Below are 25492 nucleotides of genomic sequence, written 5' to 3'. Positions count from 1 at the left end.
GTCACGTGTGTCACGTGTATTGCGACATTCAAATGATTCCGCTAAGAAGTTTCTCCCCGAATTGTCATTATTAGCGGCTATTTCAGCATAAACGCCCACATCAGGGCTTTACGACACCTCGGGGTTCAGTGTCCGACCGGCGCCCGATGATGGGCCTGCCGCCGTCCGTTTCATTTCTGTTTCAGGCCTCATCCCCCGCCAGCGTCAACGCGGGTGCACACGCGCATCGCCGACAAGGAGTTCTCGCCCATCATGGAAGACGCCGACCTTCGCGAGGGTGATGAGCTGGCCATCGCCATCGTCAGCGTGGCGGGCCGCTTCCCGGGGGCGCGCGACGTGGATGCGTTCTGGCGCAACCTCCGGGAGGGCGTGGAGAGCATCCGCTTCTTCTCGGATGAGGAGCTGAAGGCGCGCGGCGTGCCGCAGGAGCGGCTGAGCGAGCCGGGCTTCGTGCGGGCCGGCGCGGTGCTGGAGGACGTGGACGCGTTCGACGCGGCCTTCTTCGGGTACTCGCCGCGCGAAGCGGCGCTCATGGACCCGCAGCATCGCGCCTTCCTGGAGTGCGCCTACGAGGCACTGGAGCGCGCGGGCCATGGCCTGGACGCGGACTCGCGCTCGGTGGGCGTCTTCGCGGGTACCAGCCTCAGCACCTACCTGCTCTTCAACCTGCGGACGCACCCGGAGCTGCTCCAGTCGAGCGACAGCTTCCAGGTGATGATCGGCAACGACAAGGACTTCATCGCCACACGGCTCGCGTACCTGCTGGACCTCAAGGGGCCCAGCATGAACGTGCAGACGGGGTGCTCCACGTCCCTGGTGGCCACGCACCTGGCCTGCCAGGCGCTGCTGGGCTTCCAGTGTGACGTGGCCCTCGCGGGCGGCGTGTCCATCGACGTGCCCCAGCGCACCGGCTACGTGCACCAGCCCGGCGGCATCGCGTCTCCGGACGGGCACTGCCGCCCCTTCGACGCGGAGGGCCAGGGCACCCTCTTCGGCAACGGCGTGGGCGTGGTGGTGCTCAAGCGGCTGGAGGACGCGCTCGCGGACGGCAATCCCATCCACGCCGTCATCCGCGCCACCGCCGTCAACAACGACGGCGCGTCCAAGCTGGGCTTCACGGCCCCCAGCGCCGAAGGGCAGGCGGAGGTCATCGCCCGGGCCCAGGCGCTCGCGGGTGTGAGTGCGGACAGCGTGGGCTACGTGGAGGCGCACGGCACCGGCACCCTGCTGGGGGACCCGGTGGAGGTGTCCGCGCTGACGACTGTGTTCCGCGAGGCCACGCAGGCCACCGGCTTCTGCGCGCTCGGCTCCGTCAAGTCGAACATCGGCCACCTGGACGCCGCCGCGGGCGTGGCCGGCCTCATCAAGGCGACGCTGGCGGTGGAGCACGGGCTCATCCCCCCCACCCTGCACTTCCGCGCCCCCAACCCGAACATCGACTGGGCGCACGGCCCGTTCTACGTGAATGCCCAGGCGAAGGAGTGGCGCACGGACGGCACGCCGCGCCGCGCGGGCGTCAGCTCGTTCGGCATCGGCGGCACCAACGCCCACGCCATCCTCGAGGAGGCCCCGGAGCGCGCGCCGTCCGGCCCCTCGCGCCCGTGGCAGTTGCTGGTGCTCTCCGCGAAGACGGAGAGCGCGCTGGACGAGGCCACGCGCCGGCTGGCCACGCACCTGGAGGCCCACCCGGAGCAGTCCCTGGCGGACGTGGCGCACACGCTCCAGCTCGGCCGCAAGGCCTTCGCGCACCGCCGGGTGGTGGCCACCCGGGACACCGCCGACGCGGCCTCCGTGCTGGCGGAGCTGGACCTGGAGCGCGTCCACTCCGGCGTGGCGAAGGACGGGGGCCGCCCCGTCGTCTTCCTCTTCCCGGGGGGCGGTGCGCAGCACGTGCGCATGGGACAGGAGCTGTACGAGCAGGAGCCCATCTTCCGCGAGGCCTTCGACGCGTGCGCCGCGCTGTTCTCCCGCCGCGGGGGCCTGGCGCTGAAGGCCGTGCTGTACCCGGCCGAGGGCCAGGGGGACGCGGGGGCGCCGCTGCCCCGTCCCTCGGTGGGCCTGCCCGCCCTGTTCGCCGTGGAGTACGCCCTGGCGAAGCTGTGGGAGGCCTGGGGCATCAAGCCCGAGGCGATGATTGGCCACAGCATGGGCGAGTACGTGGCCGCCTGCCTCGCGGGGGTCTTCTCCCTGGAGGACGCGCTGGCGCTGGTGGCCGAGCGCGGGCGCCTCTTCGAGCAGCTCACGCCCGGCGCCATGCTGAGCGTGGCGCTGACGGAGGAGGACGTCCGGCCCCTGCTGAGCGCGCGCCTGTCGCTGGCCGCCGTCAACGGGCCCACGCAGTGCGTGGTGGCCGGGGACACGGAGGCGGTGGACGCGCTCGCCGCGAGCCTGGCCACGCAAGGCATCGAGCACCGGCGCATCCACATCGACGTGGCGGCGCACTCGCACCTCATCGACCCCATCCTCCCGGCGTTCGCCTCCTTCGTCGGGCGGCTGAAGCTGAACGCGCCCACCACGCCCTTCGTCTCCGGGGTGAGCGGCACGTGGATCACCACCAGTGAGGCCACCGACCCGAGCTACTGGGTGCGGCACCTGCGGCAGGCGGTGCGCTTCGGGCAGGGCGTGCGGACCCTGCTGGAGGACCCGTCGCGCGTGCTCCTCGAGGTGGGCCCCGGGCGCACGCTGGGCTCGCTGGCGCGGCTGCAAATCGAGCGGAACAGCCCCACGGTGGTGCTGACGTCCCTGCGCGCGCCGCGCGAGCCGGGCTCGGACCTGCGCTTCGCGCTCACCACGCTGGGCCGCCTCTGGGTGGCGGGGGTGACGGTGGGCTGGAGGGGGCTTTGTTCAGGCGAGCGCCGGCGGCGCGTCGTCCTCCCCACCTACCCTTTCGAGCGCAAGCGCCACTGGGTGGACCCGCGCCCGGAGGGCTTCACGCCCGCGCCCGGAGCCGCGCTGGAGCGCCGGAAGGACCCCGCGGACTGGTTCTACCTGCCCTCGTGGAAGCGCACGCTCCCGCCCTGTCATGTCGACGCGGCGCCCCGGCGCTGGCTGCTCTTCACCGACGCGCGCGGCCTGGGTGACGCCCTCGCACGCCAGCTTGCGGGAGCGGGCCACACCGTCCACACCGTAGCGCCGGGCACGGACTTCGGCCGCACGGGCCCCACCGCGTTCCAGGTGGACCCCACCCGCGCCGAGTCGTACGCCGCGCTGCTGGCCGCGCTCGCCGACGAGGGCGCTCACCCGGAGCGCATCGTCCACCTGTGGAACGTGGATGACGCCGAGCCCGGCCTGGAAGGGATGGAGCGGGCGCAGGACGCCGGCTTCTTCAGCCTGCTCTTCCTGGCGCAGGCGCTCGGTGGCCGGAGCACGCCCGGGCCGGTCCATCTCACCGTGATATCCACCGGGGTGCAGGCCATCACCGGCCACGAGCCGCTCCAGCCGCTCAAGGCGACGCTGCTGGGCGCCTGCCGCGTGCTGCCGCGCGAGGTGCCGGGCCTCACCTGCCAATCGCTGGACGTGGAGCCTCCCGCAAGCGCCCCCGGGGCGCTGGAGCGCATGGCGGCGCGGATTGCCACCGAGGTGCTGGGGCCCGCGGCGGACGGCGCCATCGCGCTGCGCGGGGCCTTCCGGTGGGCGCAGGACTTCGAGCAGGTCCGCATGGAGGCCCAGCCCCAGGTCCAGGACGCGGCGCCTCGCCTGCGCCCGCGCGGCACGTACCTCATCACCGGCGGCCTCGGCGGCATGGGCCTCGTGCTCGCGGAGCACCTCGCGCGGCGGGTGCAGGCGCGGCTGGTGCTGGTGGGCCGCACCGCGCTTTCGGAGCCCTCGGAGTGGGACGGCTGGCTCGCCTCGCATGGCGGGGAGGACGCGGTGAGCCGCCGCATCCGCCAGGTGCGGGCGCTGGAGTCACTCGGCGCGCAGGTGCGGGTGTTCCAGGCCGACGTGGCGGACGCCGCGCGGATGGAGGACGTCCTGCGCCAGGCGCGCGAGAGCTTCGGGGAGCTTCACGGCGTCATCCACGCCGCCGGCATGCCCGCGGGCGGGCTCGCCCAATTGCGCACGCGCGAGGCGGTGGCGAGCGTCTTCGCGCCCAAGGTCCAGGGCACCTGGGTGCTGCACACGCTGCTGCGAGACACGCCGCTCGACTTCTTCCTGCTGTGCTCGTCCCGCACGGCCTACACGGCGGAGCCCGGGCAGATTGACCACTGCGCCGCGTGCGCCTTCCAGGACGCCTACGCGAACTGGCGCTCGGCCCAGGGGGGCACGCCCGTGGTGTCGCTGGGCTGGGACACGTGGCGCGAGGTGGGCCAGGCCGTTTCCACCGCGCTCCCGGACGCGGCCCGTGGGATGCGCGAGGCGATGCTCGCCTTCGCCCTGAGCTCGGCCGAGGGCGTGGACGTCTTCGAGCGCGTCCTCGCTCGCATGCCCGCGCACGTGGTGGTGTCCACGCAGGACCTGCCGGCCGTCATCGCCCGGGGGGCGGCCTTCCTCCAGGACCTGATGGGCGCGGCGGAGCCCGCGGACGGCGCGGCGCCCCGAGCGCTTCCGGCCACCATGGACGAGGTGGAGCAGGCGCTGGCGGAAATCTGGCAGCGGCTGCTGGGCGTGGAGCACGTGGGGCTGCACGAGAACTTCTTCGACCTGGGTGGCAACTCGCTCATCGGGCTGAAGGTCATCGGCGAGGTGCGGCGCAGCTTCGGCGTGGACGTGCCGGTGGTGGCCCTCTTCGAGAACCCCACCCTGGGTGCGTTGGCCCGCCTGCTCTCGAAGCCTGAGGAAGCGGGCCCCCACCTGACGGACCGGCGCAGCCGTGGGGCGAAGCGCCGGGAACAGCTTCAGCAGCGGCGGCAGCAGGGCCGCTAAGGCCCATTAGAGGGGGAGGCAACAGCGTGGCGGAAGCACTCACAGGCACCGAGGTCGCCATCGTCGGCATCGCCGGACGCTTTCCTGGCGCGCGCGACCTGGACGAGTTCTGGCGCAACCTCTGCGACGGCGTGGAGTCCATCGAGCCCCTGTCGGACGAGGACGCACTGAAGGCGGGCGCGGACCCGGCCTCGCTCCAGGACCCGCGCTTCGTGAAGGTGGCGGCGCGGCTGGCGGACGTGGCCGGTTTCGACGCGGCCTTCTTCGGCTACTCGCCGCGCGAGGCCGAGCTGATGGACCCGCAGCAGCGCCTCTTCCTGGAGTGCGCGCTGGAGGCCCTGGAGGACGCGGGGCACGGCGCGCCGCCGCCGGAGCTGCTGGTGGGCGTCTTCGGCGGCCAGGCCCTGAGCACGTACCTGGTGCTCAACCTGCTGACGAACGCGGAGGTGCTGCGCACCGCGGATCCGCTCCAGCTCAACCTGGGCAACGCCGGCAGCTTCCTCACCACGCGCGTGTCCTACAAGCTGGACCTGCGCGGCCCCAGCTTCAACGTGGAGAGCGCCTGCTCCACGTCGCTGGTGGCCGTCCACATCGCCTGCCAGAGCCTGCTCAACCAGGAATGCGACCTGGCGCTCGCGGGCGGCGTCTCCATCAACCTCCAGGTCCAGGGCGGCTACCGTTTCCAGGAGGGCAGCATCCTGTCTCCGGACGGCCACTGCCGGCCCTTCGACGCGGACGGGCGCGGCATCGTCTTCGGCAGCGGCGTGGGCGTGGTGGCGCTGCGGCGGCTGGAGGACGCGCTGGCGGACGGCTGCCCCATCTATGCCGTCATCAAGGGCTCGGCGGTGAACAACGACGGCGCGGCGCGCGTGGGCTACACCGCGCCGGGCGTGGAGGGCCAGGCCGCCGTCATCTCCGAGGCCCTGGGCAACGCGGGCGTGTCCGCCGGCAGCATCGGCTACCTGGAGGCCCACGGCACCGGCACTGCGCTGGGCGACCCGATTGAAGTCCAGGCGCTCACCCGTGCCTTCGGAGACGAGGCCGCGGGCCCGCGCACCTGTGCCCTCGGCTCCGTGAAGGCCAACGTGGGCCACCTGGACGCGGCGGCCGGCGTGACGGGGCTCATCAAGACGGCGCTGGCGCTCAAGCACCGCAAGCTGCCGCCCAGCCTCAACTTCGACACGCCCAACCCCAACACGCCCTGGGACACCACGCCCTTCTACGTCAACACCGCCCTGCGCGAGTGGAAGGCGCCGGCCCGGGGCCCTCGGCGCGCGGGCGTCAGCAGCTTCGGCATGGGCGGCACCAACGCGCACGTCATCCTCGAGGAGGCCCCGCCGCGCACCGCCGCGCCCACGACGCGGGCCCAGCAACTGGTGGTGCTGTCCGCGCGCACGTCCACCGCGCTCGCCGCGCAGACGTCGCGGCTGGCCGAGCACCTGCGCGCCCACCCCCACGCGGACATGGCCGACGTGGCCCACACCCTCCAGGTGGGCCGCAAGCGCCACCCGCACCGGCGCGTGCTGGTGTGCCAGGGCGCCGCGGACGCGCTCGCGGGCCTCACGGGCGCGGGGCGCATGCTCACCCAGGCCGAGGAGCGCACGGCCCGGCCCACCGTCTTCATGTTCCCCGGCCAGGGCTCGCAGCACGTCAACATGGGGCGCGGCCTCTACGACGGCGAGCGCCTCTTCCGCGAGCAGGTGGACGCCTGCGCCACGCACCTCAAGCCGCACCTGGGGCTGGACTTGCGCGAGGTGCTCTACCCCGCGCCCGCGCAGCTCGAGGAGTCCAAGCGCCTGCTGCGGCAGACGCACCTGGCGCAGCCCGCCCTCTTCACCGTGGAGTACGCGCTCGCGCGGCTGTGGATGGCGTGGGGCGTGCAACCCGAGGCGATGATTGGCCACAGCGTGGGTGAGTACGTGGCCGCGTGCCTCGCGGGCGTCTTCTCCCTGCCGGACGCGCTCGCGCTGGTGGCCGCGCGGGGACGGCTCATGCAGGAGCTGCCCACGGGCGCCATGCTGTCGGTGGGGCTGCCCGTGGCGGACGTGGAGTCGTCGCTGGGCGAGCGCCTCTCGGTGGCGGCCGTCAACGGGCCGGCCTTCACCGTGGTGGCCGGCCCCACGTCGGACATCGACGCGCTGCGCGCCACGCTGGAGGGCCGCGGTGTGAGCTGCCGCAAGCTGCACACCTCGCACGCCTTCCACTCGGCGATGATGGACCCCATCCTCGCGCCCTTCACCGAGCGCGTGCGGAAGGTGAAGCTCCACGCGCCGAAGCTGCGCTACCTCTCCAACGTCACCGGCACCTGGGTGACCGCCGCCGAGGCGACGGACCCCGCCGCCTGGGCACGACACCTGCGCCAGCCCGTGCGCTTCGCCGACGGCCTGCGCGCGCTCGCGCCCGGCCGCGTCCTGCTGGAGGTGGGCCCGGGCCGCACGCTGTCCACCTTCGCGGCCGCTTCGGGCCCCGCCGCCCAGGCGCCCACCACCGTCACGTCGCTGCGCCACCCGGAGGACACCCAGACGGACGCCACCGTGCTGCTCTCCGCGCTGGGCCAGCTCTGGATGGCGGGCGTGGACGTGGACTGGACGGCCTTCCACCAGGGCGAGCGCCGCCAGCGCGTGTCGCTGCCCACCTACCCCTTCGAGCACAAGCGCTACTGGGTGGCCCCGGGCTCGCGCCACGCGGCGGCCGGCGCGGCACGGGCGGAGGACGCCAGCGCGTCCGAGGAGGAGGCGGAAGCGGAGCAGGCCCAGCCGGCCTCGCACACGCGCCCGGCCCTGCGCACGGAGTACGTGGCCCCGGCCACCGACGACGAGCGCACGGTGGCGGCCATCTGGGAAGAGGTCCTCGGCGTCCGGCCGGTGGGCCTGCACGACGACTTCTTCGAGCTGGGCGGACACTCGCTGCTGGCCACCACGGTGGTGGGACGGCTGCGGGACACCGTCGGCTTCACCATCCCGCTCCAGTCCCTCTTCGAGTCTCCCACCGTGGCCCGCATGGCCTCGCTGGTCGCCAGCCAGCGCGCGAGCCCCGCGCACCAGGACCCGGAGATCCAGGCCCTGCTGCGCATGCTGGCGGAGCTCTCTCCCGAGGAGGCCGCGGCCGCCCGCTAGCCGCGCCACACCCGCACCGTTCCGAGAGAACCCATGTCTCGTCCTGCTACCGCGCCGCTGAAGGCGCTCATCTTGTCGATGGAGTACACCCCGAACGTGGCCGGGGGCGTGGGCACGTACGTCTACGAGCTGGCCAACGGGCTGGTGCGCGCGGGGTGCCGCGTGACGGTGCTCGCGTACACGCCGGGCGAGCCCACCGTGCTGCGCGAGCCCGACCTCACCGTGCACCTGGTGCCGCCCAGCAAGTCCAGCCTGTCCCAGGCCGCGCAGCTGTCGCTGGTGCGCGGCATCCGCCTCTTCAACGAGGACCTCGTCCGCCACGGGCACGAGCGCATCCGCGAGGAGAAGCCGGACCTCATCCACTTCCACCAGTGGCACACCCACCGCGCCGCGCGGGTGCTGGGCCGCGAGCACGGCATCCCCGTGCTGGGCACCAGCCACTACATCTCCGAGCCCGCCGAGCGCTGGTGGGGCCAGACGCCGGACCCCGAGATTCTCGAGGAGGAGCGCAGCCTCTACGACGGGACGACGCCCACCATCTCCGTCAGCGCGTCCATGAGCAACCTCATCCGGGACACGTACGGGCTGCCCGCCTCGCTGCTGCACACCATCCACTGCGCCATGGACGCGCGGCCCTACCTCCAGCCCGCGCACCCGCCGGAGACCTACGCGAAGCTGCGCGCGACGGTGGCCCCGCCCGAGGCGCCGGTGGTGCTCTACACCGGCCGGCTCCACCCGCAGAAGGGCATCACCGCCATCTTCGCCGCCGCGGAGCGCGTGCTCGCCCAGCGCCCCGACGTGCGCTTCCTGCTGGCGGGCGGCACCGACTCGCGCGAGTCCACGCAGATGGTGCACGACCTGTCCCAGCGCTACGCGCACCTGCTGCCGCGCATCAAGCTGCTGGGCAAGCTGCCCCGTCCGCAGCTCGGGCTGCTGCACCGCATCGCGGACCTCGCGGTGGTGCCCTCCCTCTACGAGCCCTTTGGCTATACCGCCATCGAGGCCATGGCCTCCGGCCTGCCGCTGGTGGCCACGCGCTCGGGCGGTCCCGAGGAAATCGTCGTCCACGGAGAGACGGGCCTGCTGGTGCCGGTGCTTCCCACGTCCCGCGGTGACTTGCGGGAGGTGGACGTGGACGCGTTCGCCTCCGCGCTGCTCTCCCTGCTGGGGGACCGCGAGCGCGCCCGGCGCATGGGCGAGGCCGGCCAGCGCCGCGTCCTGGAGGTCTTCAACCTGGAGAAGATGGTGGCTGACAACCTCGCGCTGTACCGCAAGCTGCTCGGAGGCTCCGCGCCCGCCGTGTCCTCGCAGGCCCACCCGGAGGCCCGGTCATGAACGAGCTCGCCCCTCGGCGTTCCCCGGCCTCCGCGCGTCCGGCGGCGGAGCCCTGGCTGGCCTTCCATGTCCCGCAGTCGCGCGCCTGGGCGCGGGTGTTCTGCCTGCCGCACGCGGGCGGAAGCGCGTCGCTGTTCCGCGGCTGGCAGGCGGAGCTGGGACCGGACCTGGAGGTCTGTCCCGTGCAGCTCCCCGGCCGGGAGAACCGCCTGCACGAGCCGCCAGTGCGCGACCTGCCGCCCCTGGTGGACCGGCTGGTGGAGCTCATCCGCCGCCACGACGACAAGCCCTTCGCGCTCTTCGGCCACAGCATGGGCGGCCTGCTGGCCTTCGAGCTGGCCCGCACCCTGCGAGACCGGGGGCTGCCCCTGCCCCTCCACCTCTTCGTGGCCAGCTACTGCGCGCCCCATACCCTGCGCCGCGCCCCCGAATCCTCGTGCACCCACGACATCGACCTGGCCGAGGCCCGGCGCATGGGCGCCGCGCTCGGGCTCCACGCGGACATGTCCGAGGAGCTGCTGCGGCTGATGCGTGCCGCGGTGCTGGCGGACACCGCCGTCTGCGAGGGCTACACGTGGCGTCCGTGCACGCCGCTGCCGTGTCCGCTGTCCGCCTTCCGGGGCAGCGAGGACTATGTCCCCGAGGAGCAGACGGCCGCGTGGCGCGAGCTGACGTCCGGCCCCTTCGCCACCCAGTCCTTCCTGGGCGACCACTTCTTCCTGCGGCAGACGCCGCGCGGCATGCTGCAGGGCATGCGGCGTGCCCTCGCGCGACTGCGTCCGTCCGCCTCCACCGCCACCACCACTTCCCCGTCCTCCCCTGCCAAGGAGCCGCTCCCGTGAAATACCTCATCTACGTCAAGGACCGCACCACCGGGCCCGTCCCGCCGGACCCCATCGCCCTCAACCGCGCGGTGCGCGACTGGGTGGAGGCGCGACTCAAGGACGGCACCATGGACTGTGCCTATTACGTCCTCCCGAAGATGGGCCTGTGTATCGTCAACGCGGACTCGCACGAGTCGCTGCTCTCCCTCCTGCGCAACTGGCCGTCCTTCGCGTTCCAGGAGTTCGAAATCCACATGCTCGCGGACGTGCGCCACGGCATCGACAACAACTTCGAGCGGCTGCAGCGCGAGGACGCCCGCAAGTCCGCGGACGCCGCGTGAGGCCAGGGAGCGCCGTTCCATGAGCACCGCCACCGTCCAACGCGCCCCCAGCGCCCCCCTCGTCCCGGAGCGGATGCCGGTCGAGCACCGCCGCGAGTTCTTCGAGGCCCTCGAGGCCGACGACAAGCCCGTCATCTTCACGGGGGCCATGCAGGACTGGCCCGCCGCGAAGCAGTGGACCTTCGACTGGTTCGCCCGTGAGCACGGCGACGTGAGCGCTCCCGTGGAGTGGCTCCAGTATGGCCGCCGCGCCTCGGGTGGCGTGGAGCGGGTGGGCCGCGTGCGCACCATGACCATCCGCGACTACGTGGCCACGCTGAAGTCGACGGACTCCGCCGAGACGGGCTACCTCATCGGCAACGACCTCTTCCACATTCGGCCCACGCTGCGCGACGACGTGCGCTTCGCGGCGTACCCGGTACAGCGCCGCCTCACCGAGCAGCTCTTCTTCATGGGGCCGCGCGGCACCTTCACCCAGCTCCACATGGACCGCGCGCACAACCTGCACGCCGTCATGGTGGGCCGCAAGCAGTGGCAGCTCTACGCGCCCTCGCGCGGCGAGCAGCTGCATCCCGCGAAGCTGGACCACGTCTGGTCCGTGGTGAGCGACCACGACCTGGTCCCCCACGGCGGCAAGCCGGACGTGATGCCCGGCGGACAGGTGCCCGACTACGACTTCGTCCTGGAGGCGGGGGAGATGCTCTACCTGCCCTATGGCTGGTGGCACCGCGTGTACACGGTGGAGACCGCCATCGCCACCAACTACTGGTGGTGGACCTGGTCCATGCTCGCGCGCATCGGCCCGCGCCTCATTCCCTCGCTCGCCACCAGCGCGCTGGGACGGATGCGCAAGCAGGCCGTGCACGGCCGCCGCTTCCGCGAGCAGTGAGCGAGGCCCGGGGCGGCGGTCCACCCGCCCCGGCCTCCCCTGGCGGGCTACTCCACCACGACGAGCGCGCACATGGTGGCGCCCTGCCGCGTGTTGACGATGCCCGTGCCCCGTCCCGCCGGGTTCATGCGCACCATCGTTCCACCGTAGTGGTCTCCGAAGACGAAGGGCCCCCAGATGAGGTTGTGCGGCCCCACGCCGCCATCCGCGCGCAGGTAGGTGTACGGTTGGGACTCGACTCGCTCCTGGATGACCCAGCCACCGGCATCCAACGCCTTGCGGACGGCCTCGTCCCATTCCGCGGCGGGCGTGGCCCAGCCCATCAGCACGGACCGGCCCGCGTAGTCGCGGCCCGCCTTCAGCACCAGGTCCTCGCGCCGCGAGGCCACCAGGTCCGGCAGCCACACCCGCTCGCCGCCGCGCGTCGTGTGCGCGCGCTCCAGCCGCCGCGACCAGGGGATGTGCAGGCGGATGAGCTCCCGCTCCTCGTCGCTCAGCGCCTGGGAGTCCGCGTTCTCCGACAGCAGCGTGATGTTGCGCTTGTCGTCGAGGATTTCCTGCGCCGGGCCGTTGTAGAGGCAGAGGGTGCGCGCGGAGAGCGCCGCCCGGGCGCGGGCGTCGAACACCGGGCCCGCCAGCTTGAGCCTGTCTCTCGCGTCATGCTCCAGCACGCCGTGCAGCCGCTTGCCGCGCAGCGTGAGGCACTGGCCCGGCGCGTCCTGGACCTCGCTGTACGTGCCGATGAGCACCTCGCCCCGGGCACCCTCCGCGTCCAGCACCTCCTTGAAGTGGTAGTTGAGCAGCATCGTCGCCATCTCGATGCCCGCCTCGCCCGGCGTGTCGTTGTCCGGGAAGAGGACGCCCAGGTTGCACTCGCCCTCCCAGGCGACGCTCCGGCGCACGTCCTCCAGGATATGGACGAAGAAGGCCCGCAGCGTGTCCTGCGGGTGGATCTTCAGCCCCTGCTCCTTCGCGAAGCGCTGCAGCGCCGGCTGGTCCATCACCAGCTGCGCCTGGAGCGCCGTCTCCCACCCGCCCAGGCCCGCCGTCAGGTTGAACTCCAGGCACTTCAGGCCCGCCGCCGAGTCGATGAAGTCCCCCCGGCTGATGGCGCCGCGCGCGTCGTCCGTGAGGGCCAGCGCCTCCAGCGCCAGCCGCGCCCGCTCCGGGTCCAACCCGTAGTACGCGGAGACCCGCGCCGGGTCGCTCCCCAGCAGCCGCCGCGGCGCGCGCTTGATGAGCCGGCAGACCTTCAGCGACATCTCCTCCAGCAGCCGGCTGCGCCGCAGGTCGATGAGGGTGGGCCACCGATGCAAGTCGTAGTGCATCAGCGGGGATTCCTCGAACTTGTTGAACTTGTGCAGCGCGAACACCTCCGGCTCGCGCTCCGCGAAGTCCAGGAACGCCGCCGACGCGGACGACAGCCCGGCGTGGAGCGCCTTGAGCTCCGGGGTGAATCTGGGGGTGGAATTCGACTCTGGACTCAGCATGCAGGAAGTCCTCTTAGGCTCGGTGACCCCGTAAAGCAGTTCTCTCACCATAACACCCGTGTTACGTTCCGGCGTCTTTCCGCGGCTCTGTTTCACGGTCGTATCACCACCCACCTCCACCACGATTGCCTTTACCGATGAGCGCCGAGAATCCACTGCCACGCCTGTCGTATTTCAATGCCCGGGGACTGGCCGAGAAGATCCGCATCCTGCTCGCCGAGGCGGGAGTCGCGTACGAGTACCGGGACCTCGGGGCCTATGACGCGAAGGCGAAGGTGAAGACCCCGGAGTTCGAGGCCATCAAGGCCACCGGAATCCTCGCCTTCGACAAGGTGCCGCTGTGGGAGGAGCCGGACGGGTTCTGCGTGGTGCAGAGCTGGGCCATCCTCCGGCACGTGGCGCGCACGCGGGGCCTGTACGGCGCCAACGAGCGCGAGGCCTCGGCCTGCGACATGATCATCGAGAGCGTGAAGGAGGTGTCGGAGCGTGCCCTCAGCCTCACCTCGATGGACCCGGACCAGCTCTCCGAGCAGCTCCCCCTCATCCTGGGCGAGGAGCTGCCCGTGTGGCTGAAACACTTCGAGCGTTTCATCGCGCGCAACCACGGTGGCGAGGGCTTCTTCGTCGGGGACCGGGTGAGCGTGGCGGACACCAGCGTCTACGGGATGATGGAGATGCTGGTGGACAACGGGCTGATGGAGGTCATCGAGGGCTACCCGCGGCTGCGCGCCTTCTTCACGCGCATGCAGCAGCGCCCCAACATCGCCCGGTGGATTGCGGACCCGAAGCGCTTCCCGGGCGTGCAGCTCCTGAACGGCTGAGCGCGCGAGGGAGACGACCGCCATGAACGTAAGCCAGGCCATTCAACAAGCCAGGGACTGGGTGGCGGAGCAATCCCCCCGCATCCCCGGGTTCTCCGGCGCCTTCCTCGCCGGCAGCCTCACGCGCATGAATCCGGACACGCCGCTGGAGCCCTGGCGGGACGTGGACGTGGTGATGGTGACCTCGGACCCCACCGCCGTGAAGGAGGACCGGGCCGAGCTGGCGCACGGCGGCCTCCTCCTGGAATGTGGCGTGCTCGGCGACGAGCCGTTCCGCACGGCGGAGGGCATCCTGGCCTCCGCGGAGCACGCGGACAACGTGGCGGCGGGCATCATCCTGGCGGACCCTTCCGGCTCGCTGACGCGACTGCAGGCCCAGGTGGCCGCGGAGTACGGGCGGCGCCGCTGGGTCCGCGCCCGGCTGGAGAGCCGCCAGCAGTTGATTGGCCGCCGGCTGGCGGCGGCGCGCAAGTCGCTGGCGGAGGAGGACCTGCCGGCGGTGCTGATGCACTTCTACGTCGGGACGGCGCTGATGGTGGGCCTCACCGCGCAGGCGGCCGCGCGGCCCCTCACGCTGCGGCGTGGCTTCGTCCTCTCCGGAGAGCTGCTGGAGACCCAGGGCCGCTCGGACCTGCACGAGGCGTCGCTGGAGCTCATCGGCTCCGCGCGGCTGACCCGCGAGGACACGGAGCGCTTCCTCACGCACTTCGACGAGGCGTTCGAGCTGGCCATCCGGGTGAAGAAGCAGCCGGTCCACTACGACTTCAAGTTCCGCGGACACCTGCGGCCCTACTACGTGGACGGCACGCGGGAGATGATCGCCGAGGGGCGGCACCGCGAGGCGACCTTCTGGATCATCGGCTTCGCGTACCAGGCCTGGCTGGTGCTGCTGAGCGACGCACCGGATGAGCTGCAGCAGCCCCACCTGGAACGGCTGGCGCACTTCTTCCAGACGCTCGACCTGCTGCCCACGAGTGACTGGAAGGCCCGCCTGGACCGCTTCGAGGAGCTGCTGGCGAAGTTCTCCGAGGCCGCCGCCGAGCGGGTTCGCACCCATCCCGGGCTGACCGACTGAGTGGGCGGATGACGGTCTTCACCCTGTTGCTGCGCAGCTCCCGGAAGCTCTTCCTCCTCGCGGTGGTGCTGGGGCTCATCTCGGGCGCGGCCAACGCGCGGCTCATCTCGCTCATCAACGACGCCATCGCCGGGCGCCTGACGCTGGGAGGCCCGGGCGCGCTGCTGTTCGCCGGCGTTGTCGCCGTGGCGCTGGGGACGCGCGTGGCGTCGCAGATGGTGCTGAGCCGCCTCAACTTCGGCGCCCTGCACCGCCTGCGCGTGGAGCTCAGCCAGCAGGCCATCGGCACGCCGCTGCGCAAGCTGGAGCAGCTGGGCGAGCACCGGCTGATGGGCGTGCTGAAGGAAGATGCCTTCACCATCTCCCAGGCGCTGGTGAACGTGCCGACCATGTTCGTCAACGTGGCGCTCATCCTGGGCTGCCTCCTGTACCTGGCGTGGCTGTCCGGACGGGCCTTCCTGTCCTTCTCGCTGGTGCTGGGACTGGGGCTGGCGGGACTGATGGTCCTCCAGTCCCGCTCGCGAGACAGCCTGCAGAAGGCGCGCAGCCGCATCGACGAGCTGTTCCGGCACTACCGCTCGCTGTGGACGGGCCTCAAGGAGCTGAAGCTGCACCGGCGGCGCGGCACGGCCTTCATCACCGAGCAGCTGGGGCCCACGTCGGGCTTCATCCGCGACATGCTGCTGCGCACCGCGGACGTCAACGCGGTGAGCGCGGCGCTGGCCTCGCTGCTCGTCTTCGCCATCATCGGCATGCTGCTGTTCGTGTTCCCCGCCTTCGGTGCGCTCGACCGCTCCACCCTGGTGGGCTACACGCTGGTGGTGCTGTATCTGCAGCAGCCGCTGGACTCCATGATCAGCCTGATGCAGTCCGTGATGCGCGCGGACGTGGCCGTGCGCAACGTGGACCAGATGGGACTGGCGCTGGCGGAGGGCTCGGAGCCGGCCGGCCCCGAGCGCCCCGAGCCCGCCGCCTTCCAGCGGCTGGAGCTGGCGGGCATCACCCACTCGTACCAGCGCGAGGACGAGGACACGCGCTTCACGCTCGGGCCCATCCACCTGACGCTCGTCCCGGGCGAGCTGCTCTTCGTGGTGGGCGGCAATGGCAGCGGGAAGACGACCCTGGCCAAGCTCATCACCGGGCTCTACACCCCGGAGTCCGGGCAGGTCCTCCTGGACGGCGTGCCCGTGAGCGACGCGGACCGCGCGCACTACCGCCAGCTCTTCTCCACGGTGTTCGCCGACTTCCACCTCTTCGAGAACCTGCTGGGCCTGTCCTCACCGGAGCTGGCCCCCCGAGCGCAGGGCTTCCTCACGCGCCTGCGGCTGGACCGCAAGGTGAAGCTCGAGGCGGGACGGCTGAGCACCACCCAGCTCTCCACGGGCCAGCGAAAGCGCCTGGCCCTGCTCACCGCGTACCTGGAGAACCGCCCCATCTACCTCTTCGACGAGTGGGCCGCGGACCAGGACCCGGTGTTCAAGGACGTCTTCTACCGGGAGCTGCTGCCGGAGCTGAAGCGAGCGGGGAAGGCCGTGGTGGTCATCTCCCACGATGACCGGTACTTCCCCCTGGCGGACCGGCTGGTGCGGCTGGAGGACGGCCGCATCGTGGAGCCCGTCCCAGCCCCCGCGGTCCAGCGCGTGTCGTGACGGCCCGGGCCGCACGTCCCTTTTTCATGAGGAACTCCATGAGTCCCGCCCAGCCCGCCGCGCCCCTTCCGGCCATCGACTCCTCCCGGATTGCTCCGGAGGCGCTGCACGTCCTCCAGCGGCTGCACGAACGGGGACACGTCGCGTACCTGGCCGGCGGCTGTGTCCGGGACCTGCTCGCGGGACGGACGCCTCGAGACTTCGACGTGGTGTCGAGCGCCTCGCCGCTGGAGGTGCGCGCCGTCTTTCCTCAAAGCGTCGGGTTCGGCGGTCGCCGGTTCCTCGTCGTCCAGGTCCGCCTCGAGGGCGGAAAGGTCATCGAGGTCGCCCCCTTCCGGGCCCGGCTCTCGACGGACCACAGCGGCCCGGATGCCGCCGTCATCTCGGATGAGCGGCTGGCGGAGCTCCTGCCGGAGCGTGGAACGCCCGAGCAGGACGCCCAGGCCCGCGACTTCACCGTGAACGGGCTCTTCCTGGACGGCGTGAGCGGCCAGGTCATCGACCACGTCCAGGGGCTGCGAGACCTCCAGGCGAACCTGCTGCGCCTCATCGGCGACCCGGAGACGCGGCTGCGGGAGGACCCCGGCATCATGCTCCGGGGCGCCCGCTTCGCCACGCGGCTGGGCATGGACCTCGAGTCGCGCACCGCCGAGGCGATGGTCCGCATGGGTGGCGAACTGGCCCGCTGCCCGCGCTACCGCCTGCTGAGCGAGACCCTGCGGGGGCTCGGTGGCGGCACAGGCGCGCCGTTCCTTCGCATGCTCCAGGCCATGGGCTGGCTTCCCCTGCTGCTGCCGCCCGTGGCCCGCCGGCTGGCGGAAGGAGGCCCCGCGCTCGAGCAGCGCTTCTTCGCCCAGGTGGAAGCGGTGGACCGGTCCATCGTCTCGGGCCAGCGCTACAACGAGCTGATGCTCGCCTGCGCGCTCCTGCTGCCGCTCTCGTCAGCGGAGGGCGCGCTCCCTCCTCCCGAAGCCCTGGTGGCACTGCTGGGAGAGCTGGTGCAGGGGGCGCCCGAGCTCGCCCCCCTGCCCCGGCATGCACACCTGCTGGTCGCCACGTTGCACCAGGTCATGGCGTCGCCCGAGGCAGCCCCGCCAGGAAACCCGCTGCTGCCCGACGCCCGGCGCCTGGCCTCGCTCGTCACCGAGGCGAGCCGCGGACGCCGGACGCCCCCTTCCGAAACGAAGCCCCTCTTCACCGAAAAGGAGTCAGACGTGGCTGGAGAAATGGACATCGCGGCGAAGGTGTCGTCGCTCGCGGCGCGTGTGCAGGAGCTCTTGAAGGCGTCCGGTCCGGAAGCGAACCCGGTGGTGGTGGGCTGGGTGCGGGACGTGGAGTCCACCCTGCCGCTCCTGACGGCCGGAGCCGTCGCGAAGCTGGGGCCTCACGCGGCCTCCGTGGACAACCTCCGCCTCAACGCCCGCACGGTGATGCAGAACCTGTTGCGCGCCGCGTGGCTCGACACCGAGGCCCGGGCCGCGCTGAGCGGCTTCCTGGAGCGCCACCCCGCCGTGCGCGAGGTGGGCAAGTACCGCTTCTCGTCGGACTGGATGTCGAAGTGCGAGGAGGACTGGCGCAAGCTGCTGGCGCCGCTGGTGGGCGTGCCCGGCGTCCGCGCGCTGGAGATTGGCAGCTTCGAGGGCCGCTCCGCGGTCTGGCTGCTGGAGAACGTGCTCACCCATCCCACCAGCCGCATCACCTGCGTGGACCTGTTCGAGGGCGAGTACGCGCGACTGTTCGACGAGAACATCGCGGCGAGCGGCGCGGCGGGCCGCGTGGAGAAGAAGGCGGGCTATTCCTCTCACGCGCTGCGCCTGCTGGCGCCGGAGCCGACCTACGACTTCATCTATGTCGACGGCTCCCACCTGGCGTTCGACGTCCTCCAGGACGCGGTGCTGAGCTGGCCGCTGCTGAAGCCGGGCGGGTGGATGATCTTCGACGACTACGGCATGGCCTCCGCGCGGCTCGTCCCCGGCGGCGGCGGCTCGCGCCCGGACATCGGCATCGACGCCTTCCTCAGCGCGGCGGTGGGCCGCTTCGAGCTCGTCTCGAAGGACTTCCAGCTCACCGTCCGCAAGAATCCGGCCTGAAGCGCTGGCGCGTTGGACAGCTCGGACCGGGTTGTCCCGCTCCGCATGCGCCACTGCCATGGGCGGCCGGCGGGTGATGTCCCGCTCGGCCGGCCTTTCAAGCCGGTAACACGGGTTCGAATCCCGTCGGGGACACTGGGTGATGTAGAGGTTTCGCGGGTTTAGGTGCGCACAGCCGTGCAGAAAACGGCGGCTGTGCGCGCCGCCCTGGGGCGCCAGGGTGGCGCCAAACGCCGCCACGACTCCTGCCGCCCAGGTCACCCTCACCCAGGACCAGGTCGTCCTCCAATGCGGCGAGGCCAGCATCTCCCTGCGGCGCAGCGGAAAGGTCGTCATCAAAGGAGCCACCGTGGAGACCCGCGCCCGTGGCGTCCACCGCATCAAGGCGGGCACCGTCGACATCAACTGAAACGCCCGATTCATGTAGAGTCCAGACGCTCCAGCCGAAGAGGTCCGCCATGGCGAGCACCGTCGGTGTCAACAAGCTGTCAGTCATTACCAAGGACAGCAACGGCATCACCACCGCCTTCCCTGACGTCTGCAAGACGCCCAGCCCCGGCGGCCCCATCCCCATTCCCTACCCCAACATCGCCAAATCTTCTGACACGGCGAAGGCGGCCGACTCGGAGGTGGTGGAGGGCAATCCCCTGTGCGTGAAGGACTCCAACTTCAGCACCAGCACGGGCGACGAGGCTGGCACCGCAGGCGGCGGCGTGGCCTCCAGCAAGACCCAGGGTAAGGCCGAATTCGTCAACTTCTCCTTCGACGTGAAGGCCGAAGGGAAGAACGTCGCGCGCACCCTGGACCTGATGCTGCACAACGACAAGAACACCCCGCCCTTCCCAGGGGTGCAGCCGCCCGTCGTGGGCAAGGGCGGCGCCGCGGAGAAGCCGAAGTGCCCCTGCTGCGGGGCCCCCCGGAAGTGAGCGCCAACTGCCTGTTTCTCGCGCTGGACGCGACGGAGTGGGAGCAACTCCGAGAGGACCCGGACACACTGCTCGACGTGCTCGGCTCCCCGCTGCTGTACGAGGAGGGCGCGGGCGGAGGCGCCATCTTCAGGGGCATGGTGCTCCAGGACGACGTCGCGCAGGTACTCGAACTCCTGCTCACTCCGGACCGCCGTCCGCCCCTGGGCCCCGAGGCGCCCTTCATCGGGGACTGGGCCGCGCCGGTCCCCATCGAGGAGGCGGTGGGACAGTCCACCCCGCTCGACAACTCCGCCTGGCACCTGCCGCCCGACGAGGTGCGGAAGGCGGCTCGGGGGCTGGCGGGCGTGTCATGGGAAGACCTCGCCTCCCGGTATGCGCCCGAGGGGCTGCGCGAGTCCGGTTACGGCAAGCTGACCGAGGACCTGGACGCGCTGGAGTCGTGGACGGAGGACGACCTGCCCGTGCTGCAAGAGTCCTGGCGGGAGCTGGTGGAATACTTCCAACAGGCCGCCGAGCAGCACCAGGGCATGCTGCTGCTGCAGGAGGACGGCCCCCTCGCCTCGCTCGACCTGGGGATGAGGTGAACGGGCGATGACGTACCTGCGGACGCAACCGGAGCCGTCGCTGTATGAGGCCCCCTGACGTTTGCAGAGGTCTCCAAGTCATGAGCAAGGCCGCGTCGAAGCCGAAGAAGAAAACCGAGCAGCAACCACTGGGCTCCGGCGAGAGCGAGATTTTCAACGACGACCTGTCCGTCAAGCCGGGCAACTTCCCGGAGCTCGACGACGCGAACTACCCGGCGAAGCTCAAGCAGGAGCTCCAAAAGGACCAGGCGGAGAAGGACCGGCAGAAGGACGACTGCCCTCCCGCCCTCGCCAGCCGCCGCCGCATCCGAGGCTTCCACAAGTACCGCACGGCCGCCTACATCCATGACCAGGGCGGGCGAGGCCACTTCAACGTCAAGCCGGACTACGGGGAGGAAAAGCTGAAGGCCGCGTTGGGCTCAGGCATCATCAACGACAGGAGCTTCAACACCCTGAGCGACGACTCGAAGTGGAAGAAAGCCATGGCTTTCCCCCGCGAGGGCTCGCCCAAGCCGTACTCGAAGGAGGCCGGGCGCTTCCTGCTGACCAACATGAACTACAAGCAGTCCGCCGCCCAGAAGACGGACGAGGACTGGGTGACAGGCCCCTGGGCTCCGTACCAATGGACAGCGCACCACCTCATCCCGCATCAACGGCTCACGGAGGAGGAACTGGGGGCCGCGGAATACCAGCTGCTCATCGAGAGTGGCTATGACGTCAACAACGGCCACAATGGCATCATCGCCCCGATGTGCGATTGGGCAGTGCCCATGCATTGCATCCTCCAACACCTGGGCAGCCACCCCAACTACAGCGGGAAGGTCCTCGGCATGCTGGCCGGCGTGAAGCGCTCGCTGGGAAAGCTCGCCGCCCAGGTGAAGCAGAAGAAGACGGACCACAGCCACGCCCACGCGGCCATTCTCGATCAGCTCACCAAGATAGAGAACGAGCTGTGGAGGTACATCGTGGACCTGAGCAAACAGGTCGTCCCCGAGGCGCTCCAGGGGAACCAACTCAGCCATCCCCACGTCGCCTTCGTGCGCAACAAGGGCCAGTCCCTCTACCGCTTTGGAGTCCTGACCTGATGCCGCCTGCCGCCACAATCGCTGGCTACTGGGCCATGATGACGGACTACACCAGCGCCGTCATCGAGAAGCTGCCCGAGGGCTCTCCGGAGCTCTACCTGATGACCGAGGGAATCTCCCTGGCCGACAGCTTTCCCTCGAAAGGCACCATCCGCTTCTCGGACAACTTTCCCGACCACCGCAAGGTCTGCGACTTCATGACCTGCACGCTCGGGGCCCTCATCGTCTCGGAGAAGGTGAAGCGCATCATCGAGGGCCTGGGCGTGGACAACTGCGAGTTCTTCTCGCTGAAGATGCTCGACCACAAGGGCAAGGTGGCCAGCAGCGCGCACTACCTGTGCAACGTGCTGGGCAGCGAGGACGCCATGGACATGGAGCGCTCCGAGGTGGTGATGGACTCCATCCTCCCCACGGAGGTCTCCTTCATCCACAAGCTCATCCTCAAGCGCGAGGCCATCTCCCCCAGGGCGCGCATCTTCCGCATCCAGAACAAGCTGGCGGAGATCCTCCTGCATGACAGCCTTTACCAGGCGCTCCAGAAGGAGGGCGTCACCGGCATGCGGTTCTTCCCTGCGGACGGCTGGAACGGCCGGGACTTCTAGCTCGCGGCCATCCCACCATGGAGCTGGACTTCCGCAACCTTCGTGAGGACTCGGTCAACGCGCCTGGCGCGGTGCTCGGGCGCATCTCTCCCCAGTCGCCGCGCACGGCCCTGGTGCGGAACGTGGGCGCCGCGTGCCTGCACCTCCACACGCTCGGAGTGGCCAGCCTGCTGGTGGACGGCTACCCGAAGGACTTCGCTTCGAGGGCCGCTCCGCCGTCTGGCTGCTGGAGAACGTGCTCACCCATCCCACCAGCCGCATCACCTGCGTGGACCTGTTCGAGGGCGACTACGCGCGACTGTTCGACAAGAACATCGCGGCGAGCGGCGCGGCGGGCCGCGTGGAGAAGAAGGCGGGCTATTCCTCTCACGCGCTGCGCCTGCTGGCGCCGGAGCCGACCTACGACTTCATCTATGTCGACGGCTCCCACCTGGCGTTCGACGTCCTCCAGGACGCGGTGCTGAGCTGGCCGCTGCTGAAGCCGGGCGGGTGGATGATCTTCGACGACTACGGCATGGCCTCCGCGCGGCTCGTCCCCGGCGGCGGCGGCTCGCGCCCGGACATCGGCATCGACGCCTTCCTCAGCGCGGCGGTGGGCCGCTTCGAGCTCGTCTCGAAGGACTTCCAGCTCACCATTCGCAAAAATCCGGCCTGAAGCGCCGCCGCGTTGGACAGCTCGGACCGGGTTGGCCCGCTCCGCCTGCGCCACTGCCATGGGCGGCCGGCGGGTGATGTCTGGCCCAACCGCCGCTGTAGGGGAGCGTGTATGGCATGTGAGGGATTACGCAAACCCTCACATCTTCCATGAACCACGGGTGCGAGAAGAACGCGCCCGTGGCCGTGCCGGATGGCGTGGCTCAGCTGTTGACGGAGGCGGAGCTCTCCGCCTCCCGCTGCGTCTCGCGACAGCAGCACCACCAGGTCCACCCGGGCGGATGAGCCCCTGCCGGAGACTCCAGGTTGACAGTCCGTGCGCCTTCATGCGTTCGTCTGTTCCCTTCCTCGTGTGACGAGGTCTGCATGTCGCCGGAAAGCTGTACCGTCTGCGGCGCGCCCGTGTCGGCGCCCGCCGAGGCTCCTCCCGCCGCGCCTCACAGCGTTCCCTTCAGCCTGCGCGTCACCGTCACCACCTGCGCGCTGCTCAGTGGCGGCTGCGCCATGGTGTACCAGCTCGCCGTGGTCGGCAGCCTCGGCTTCCTGCTGGGAGAGACGGTGGTGCTCTTCTCCGTCTTCATGGGCGTCTTCCTCTTCGCCATGGGCATCGGCAGCCACCTGGCGGGCAGCGAGCGCGTGGCGCCCCGGCGCGCGCTGGTGACCACCCAATACGGCCTGGGGGTGCTCGGCTGCCTCGCGCTGCCCCTGCTCTTCATGCTCCACGCCGCCCTGTTCCGGCCGGGCCTGTTCGCCCTGACGACGCCCGCGCTGTGGACGGTGGGCCTCGCCTTCGACGCCGCCTTCGGGGTGCTCGCGGGCATGCAGCTGCCCCTGCTCGTGAGTGTCGCGGGCGACGCCAGCGGCGAGGGCGAGACGCCCCACATCCTCGGCCTCGACTACCTGGGAAGCTTCGCCGGGGCGCTCCTCATGCCCCTGGTCCTGCTGCCCCGCCTGGGGCTGCTGCGCGCGGTGTTCGTCGCCGCCCTGCTCAACGTGGCCTCGGCGGCGCTCGCCTCGCTGACGCTCACGGCGGGGCCGCGCCGCGGGCGCTCCTGGGCCCCCCTCACCGCCGGCGGAGTCCTCGCCGTGGCCTGGGTCCACGCCTCCGCCCTGGAGGCCTTCCTCGACCTGCTCCGCCATGGCCGCTGAGCCCCGCCCGACGCTCGGCGCGGGCGCCGCCTCCGCCGTCCTCGTCCTCGCCGCCGGCTGCTCGCTCGCCTACGAGATGAGCCTGGGCGCCACGCTGGCGGAGCTGTATGGCGACTCCGTCTATTACTTCTCCCTCACCGTCGCGGGCTTCATCCTCTTCATGGGCGTGGGCTCGTTCCTCAGCATCCCCCTGCGCTCCCACGCCTTCCATGCCCTCGTCTGGGTGGAGGTGCTGCTCACCATCATTGGCGGCTCCTCCAGCTCCACCCTCATGGCGCTCACCGCGCGCGTCATGGACCGCTCGCTGACGCTGATGCTCGCCGGGGTGTTGATCGCCATCATCGGCGTGCTGTCGGGGATGGAGATTCCCCTCGTCCTCGCCCTGCGCTCCCACCAGCAGCCCGGCCGCGAGGGCCGCTCCCTCAGCCGCCTGCTGGTGGCGGACCAGGGCGGCGGGCTGCTCGGCTCGCTCCTCTTCGCCCTCGTGCTGCTCCCCGCGCTGCAGGCCAATGGCGCCGCCATCGCCGCGGCGCTCGTCAACGCCGCGGTGGCCCTGTACCTCGTGGCCCGGCTCCCCGTGCGCCGCTTCACCGACGGCATCCTGGTGGTGGCCACCCTCTTCGCCGTCGTCCTCGGCGTGCGCTTCGCCCTGCATGCCAGGGACTTCCGCAACCTCGTGGACCAGCGCATCTATGGCACGCGCGCGGGGACGCGCCTGCAGGCCAACTTCCGCACCCGGTACCAGAAGGTCGTGGTGACGACCCGGCCCCGCACCGGAGACACCCCCGGCGAGGAGCGCGCCCCCTGGCTGAACATCTGGCTCAACGGCAGCATCCAGGCCTCGGGCCCGCTGGGCAGCCCCACGGACGCGTACCACCACGGCTTCGTGCACCCCGCCATGGCCCTGGCGCGCCAGCCCCGGCGCGTCCTCATCCTCGGCGGCGGAGACGGCCTGCCCGCCAAGGAGGTCCTCAAGTACGGGGACGAGGTCGAGCGGGTGGTGATGGTGGACCTCGATGAAGAATGGGTCCGCTTCGCCGCCTCCCACGAGCTGCTGCGCAAGCACAACCACGACTCGCTGAACAACCCGCGGCTGGAGCTCGTCTTCGACGACGCCTTCGCATGGGTGCGCCGCTCGCAGGAGAAGTTCGATGTCGTCCTCGTCGACTTCCCCGAGGGCGTCGACTTCGTGCTCTCGCGCAGCTACAGCCTCCAGTTCCTGAGGGACTTGCGGGCGTTGCTGGACGAGGGCGGCGTCATCTCCTTCCAGCACGACACGTACGACGACGCGGCCTACTGGTGCGTGGTGAAGACGATGCGGGCGGCCGGCTTCTCCGTGCTGCCCTACCACACGCTCAAGGGCGAGCTGGAAGGGCTCTATCTGCTCACCGCCGCGCCGGCCGACCTGTCCGGCTACGAGGCCCGCCTGGACGTGCACCCCTTCGTCGACCGCTCCCTCACCCCGGACCGCAGGCTGCTGGCAGAGCTCGCGGACCCCACGCTCCAGGAGCAGAAGGCGTCGGCGGTGGAGGTCAACTCCTTCTACCGCCCGGTGTACCTGGACTACCGCCGCTCGGAGTTCCGGACCTCGAGGGCGCTCATTCCCTGGTGGTGAGGCCCGCCACCCGCGGCACGGCCCAGAGCGCCTTGCCGGGCACGCCGCGCCGCAGGCCCTGCCGCTGCTCGTGCCGGATGGCCAGGGGCGCCAGCAGGCGGTCCGTCACCCCGTCCACGTCCACGGCCGGGTTGCAGACGTACACGTCCATGCTGAAGTAGCGCTCCTCCGGGTAGGTGTGCAGGGAGAAGTGGCTCTCCTTGAGGATGAAGACGGCCGTCACCCCGAAGGGCTCGAAGCGGTGAATCGACTCGCGCACCACGCTCAGGTGCGCGCGCGCCCGCTCCAGCAGCCCCTCCACCAGCGCTTCCGTGAGCGGCTCGTCCAGCCAGACGTCCACCAGGAGATGTCGCGCGGCAGGGTCCATCCAGCTCCGGTGCA

Annotated in this window: 20 protein-coding genes; 18 read left to right on the top strand and 2 right to left on the bottom strand. The window is 70.9% G+C overall.

The features are described from left to right. Positions 1–252 precede the first annotated feature (252 nt). The 6 genes from ACX9TP_RS19065 to ACX9TP_RS19040 are packed head-to-tail and all read left to right on the top strand — an operon-like array spanning position 253 to position 11368. Positions 253–4863, top strand: coding sequence for a type I polyketide synthase (locus tag ACX9TP_RS19065; protein ID WP_482981157.1), 4611 nt, complete (start codon positions 253–255; stop codon positions 4861–4863). 26 nt (positions 4864–4889) lie between these two features. Continuing rightward, positions 4890–7979, top strand: a complete 3090-nt coding sequence (locus tag ACX9TP_RS19060; protein WP_482981156.1) for a type I polyketide synthase — start codon at positions 4890–4892, stop codon at positions 7977–7979. 33 nt (positions 7980–8012) lie between these two features. Further along, positions 8013–9314 carry a glycosyltransferase family 4 protein gene (locus tag ACX9TP_RS19055; protein WP_482981155.1) on the top strand — a complete coding sequence of 434 codons (1302 nt, stop codon included), beginning with the start codon at positions 8013–8015 and terminating at the stop codon, positions 9312–9314. Continuing rightward, positions 9311–10156, top strand: coding sequence for a thioesterase II family protein (locus tag ACX9TP_RS19050; RefSeq protein ID WP_482981154.1), 846 nt, complete (start codon positions 9311–9313; stop codon positions 10154–10156). Before ACX9TP_RS19055 ends, ACX9TP_RS19050 begins: the two co-directional genes overlap by 4 nt. Continuing rightward, positions 10153–10479, top strand: coding sequence for a hypothetical protein (locus ACX9TP_RS19045; RefSeq protein ID WP_482981153.1), 327 nt, complete (start codon positions 10153–10155; stop codon positions 10477–10479). The genes ACX9TP_RS19050 and ACX9TP_RS19045 overlap by 4 nt, the downstream gene beginning before the upstream one ends. 19 nt (positions 10480–10498) lie before the next feature. Beyond that, complete coding sequence (locus ACX9TP_RS19040; RefSeq protein WP_482981152.1) at positions 10499–11368, top strand: cupin-like domain-containing protein; 870 nt, start codon at positions 10499–10501, stop codon at positions 11366–11368. A 47-nt stretch (positions 11369–11415) separates the two neighbouring features. Here ACX9TP_RS19040 and ACX9TP_RS19035 read toward each other — a convergent pair whose 3' ends face one another. After that, positions 11416–12858, bottom strand: a complete 1443-nt coding sequence (locus ACX9TP_RS19035; protein WP_482981151.1) for a hypothetical protein — start codon at positions 12856–12858, stop codon at positions 11416–11418. 137 nt (positions 12859–12995) lie between these two features. On the opposite strand from ACX9TP_RS19035, the gene ACX9TP_RS19030 reads away from it, so the two are divergent. From ACX9TP_RS19030 to ACX9TP_RS18975, 12 genes are all read left to right on the top strand, one after another. Next, positions 12996–13679: a glutathione S-transferase gene (locus tag ACX9TP_RS19030; RefSeq protein WP_482981150.1), complete on the top strand. Its 684-nt coding sequence runs from the start codon at positions 12996–12998 to the stop codon at positions 13677–13679. Between the two features lie 22 nt (positions 13680–13701). Beyond that, positions 13702–14754, top strand: a complete 1053-nt coding sequence (locus ACX9TP_RS19025) for a hypothetical protein (RefSeq protein ID WP_482981149.1) — start codon at positions 13702–13704, stop codon at positions 14752–14754. 8 nt (positions 14755–14762) lie between these two features. Further along, positions 14763–16403, top strand: a complete 1641-nt coding sequence (locus ACX9TP_RS19020) for a cyclic peptide export ABC transporter (RefSeq protein ID WP_482981148.1) — start codon at positions 14763–14765, stop codon at positions 16401–16403. A 38-nt stretch (positions 16404–16441) separates the two neighbouring features. Beyond that, positions 16442–18493, top strand: a complete 2052-nt coding sequence (locus ACX9TP_RS19015; protein WP_482981147.1) for a class I SAM-dependent methyltransferase — start codon at positions 16442–16444, stop codon at positions 18491–18493. A 220-nt stretch (positions 18494–18713) separates the two neighbouring features. Continuing rightward, positions 18714–18902, top strand: a complete 189-nt coding sequence (locus ACX9TP_RS19010) for a hypothetical protein (RefSeq protein WP_482981146.1) — start codon at positions 18714–18716, stop codon at positions 18900–18902. 49 nt (positions 18903–18951) lie between these two features. Further along, entirely contained in the window at positions 18952–19419 is a 468-nt protein-coding gene (locus ACX9TP_RS19005; protein WP_482981145.1) for a DUF4150 domain-containing protein, read from the top strand. Next, positions 19389–20006 (top strand): DUF1877 family protein, encoded by a 618-nt coding sequence (locus tag ACX9TP_RS19000; RefSeq protein ID WP_482981144.1) that lies wholly within the window; start codon positions 19389–19391, stop codon positions 20004–20006. The genes ACX9TP_RS19005 and ACX9TP_RS19000 overlap by 31 nt, the downstream gene beginning before the upstream one ends. Positions 20007–20086: 80 nt before the next feature. Beyond that, positions 20087–21091 carry an AHH domain-containing protein gene (locus ACX9TP_RS18995; RefSeq protein WP_482981143.1) on the top strand — a complete coding sequence of 335 codons (1005 nt, stop codon included), beginning with the start codon at positions 20087–20089 and terminating at the stop codon, positions 21089–21091. Further along, positions 21091–21693 carry an imm11 family protein gene (locus ACX9TP_RS18990; protein ID WP_482981142.1) on the top strand — a complete coding sequence of 201 codons (603 nt, stop codon included), beginning with the start codon at positions 21091–21093 and terminating at the stop codon, positions 21691–21693. Before ACX9TP_RS18995 ends, ACX9TP_RS18990 begins: the two co-directional genes overlap by 1 nt. Before the next feature lie 235 nt (positions 21694–21928). Further along, positions 21929–22348, top strand: a complete 420-nt coding sequence (locus ACX9TP_RS18985; protein WP_482981141.1) for a class I SAM-dependent methyltransferase — start codon at positions 21929–21931, stop codon at positions 22346–22348. Between the two features lie 365 nt (positions 22349–22713). Continuing rightward, positions 22714–23496 (top strand): spermidine synthase family protein, encoded by a 783-nt coding sequence (locus tag ACX9TP_RS18980; RefSeq protein ID WP_482981140.1) that lies wholly within the window; start codon positions 22714–22716, stop codon positions 23494–23496. Further along, positions 23486–25111, top strand: a complete 1626-nt coding sequence (locus tag ACX9TP_RS18975; RefSeq protein ID WP_482981139.1) for a spermine/spermidine synthase domain-containing protein — start codon at positions 23486–23488, stop codon at positions 25109–25111. Before ACX9TP_RS18980 ends, ACX9TP_RS18975 begins: the two co-directional genes overlap by 11 nt. On the opposite strand, the gene ACX9TP_RS18970 is transcribed toward ACX9TP_RS18975, so the two are convergent. Further along, positions 25095–25478 carry an S-adenosylmethionine decarboxylase family protein gene (locus tag ACX9TP_RS18970; RefSeq protein ID WP_482981138.1) on the bottom strand — a complete coding sequence of 128 codons (384 nt, stop codon included), beginning with the start codon at positions 25476–25478 and terminating at the stop codon, positions 25095–25097. The two genes, ACX9TP_RS18975 and ACX9TP_RS18970, sit on opposite strands and share 17 nt — an antisense overlap. Positions 25479–25492 lie beyond the last annotated feature (14 nt).

This window comes from Pyxidicoccus sp. M15, from assembly GCF_056858435.1.
The sequence above is the reverse complement of the archived record's forward strand: the minus strand, read 5'-3'. Positions and strand labels throughout refer to the sequence as shown.

Coding starts and splice junctions, on each gene's coding strand:
- ACX9TP_RS19065 (WP_482981157.1), top strand. CDS start 253: ATGGAAGACGCCGACCTTCGCGAGGGTGATGAGCTGGCCATCGCCATC.
- ACX9TP_RS19055 (WP_482981155.1), top strand. CDS start 8,013: ATGTCTCGTCCTGCTACCGCGCCGCTGAAGGCGCTCATCTTGTCGATG.
- ACX9TP_RS19050 (WP_482981154.1), top strand. CDS start 9,311: ATGAACGAGCTCGCCCCTCGGCGTTCCCCGGCCTCCGCGCGTCCGGCG.
- ACX9TP_RS19040 (WP_482981152.1), top strand. CDS start 10,499: ATGAGCACCGCCACCGTCCAACGCGCCCCCAGCGCCCCCCTCGTCCCG.
- ACX9TP_RS19035 (WP_482981151.1), bottom strand. CDS start 12,858: ATGCTGAGTCCAGAGTCGAATTCCACCCCCAGATTCACCCCGGAGCTC.
- ACX9TP_RS19030 (WP_482981150.1), top strand. CDS start 12,996: ATGAGCGCCGAGAATCCACTGCCACGCCTGTCGTATTTCAATGCCCGG.
- ACX9TP_RS19025 (WP_482981149.1), top strand. CDS start 13,702: ATGAACGTAAGCCAGGCCATTCAACAAGCCAGGGACTGGGTGGCGGAG.
- ACX9TP_RS19020 (WP_482981148.1), top strand. CDS start 14,763: ATGACGGTCTTCACCCTGTTGCTGCGCAGCTCCCGGAAGCTCTTCCTC.
- ACX9TP_RS19015 (WP_482981147.1), top strand. CDS start 16,442: ATGAGTCCCGCCCAGCCCGCCGCGCCCCTTCCGGCCATCGACTCCTCC.
- ACX9TP_RS19005 (WP_482981145.1), top strand. CDS start 18,952: ATGGCGAGCACCGTCGGTGTCAACAAGCTGTCAGTCATTACCAAGGAC.
- ACX9TP_RS18995 (WP_482981143.1), top strand. CDS start 20,087: ATGAGCAAGGCCGCGTCGAAGCCGAAGAAGAAAACCGAGCAGCAACCA.
- ACX9TP_RS18990 (WP_482981142.1), top strand. CDS start 21,091: ATGCCGCCTGCCGCCACAATCGCTGGCTACTGGGCCATGATGACGGAC.
- ACX9TP_RS18980 (WP_482981140.1), top strand. CDS start 22,714: ATGTCGCCGGAAAGCTGTACCGTCTGCGGCGCGCCCGTGTCGGCGCCC.
- ACX9TP_RS18975 (WP_482981139.1), top strand. CDS start 23,486: ATGGCCGCTGAGCCCCGCCCGACGCTCGGCGCGGGCGCCGCCTCCGCC.
- ACX9TP_RS18970 (WP_482981138.1), bottom strand. CDS start 25,478: ATGGACCCTGCCGCGCGACATCTCCTGGTGGACGTCTGGCTGGACGAG.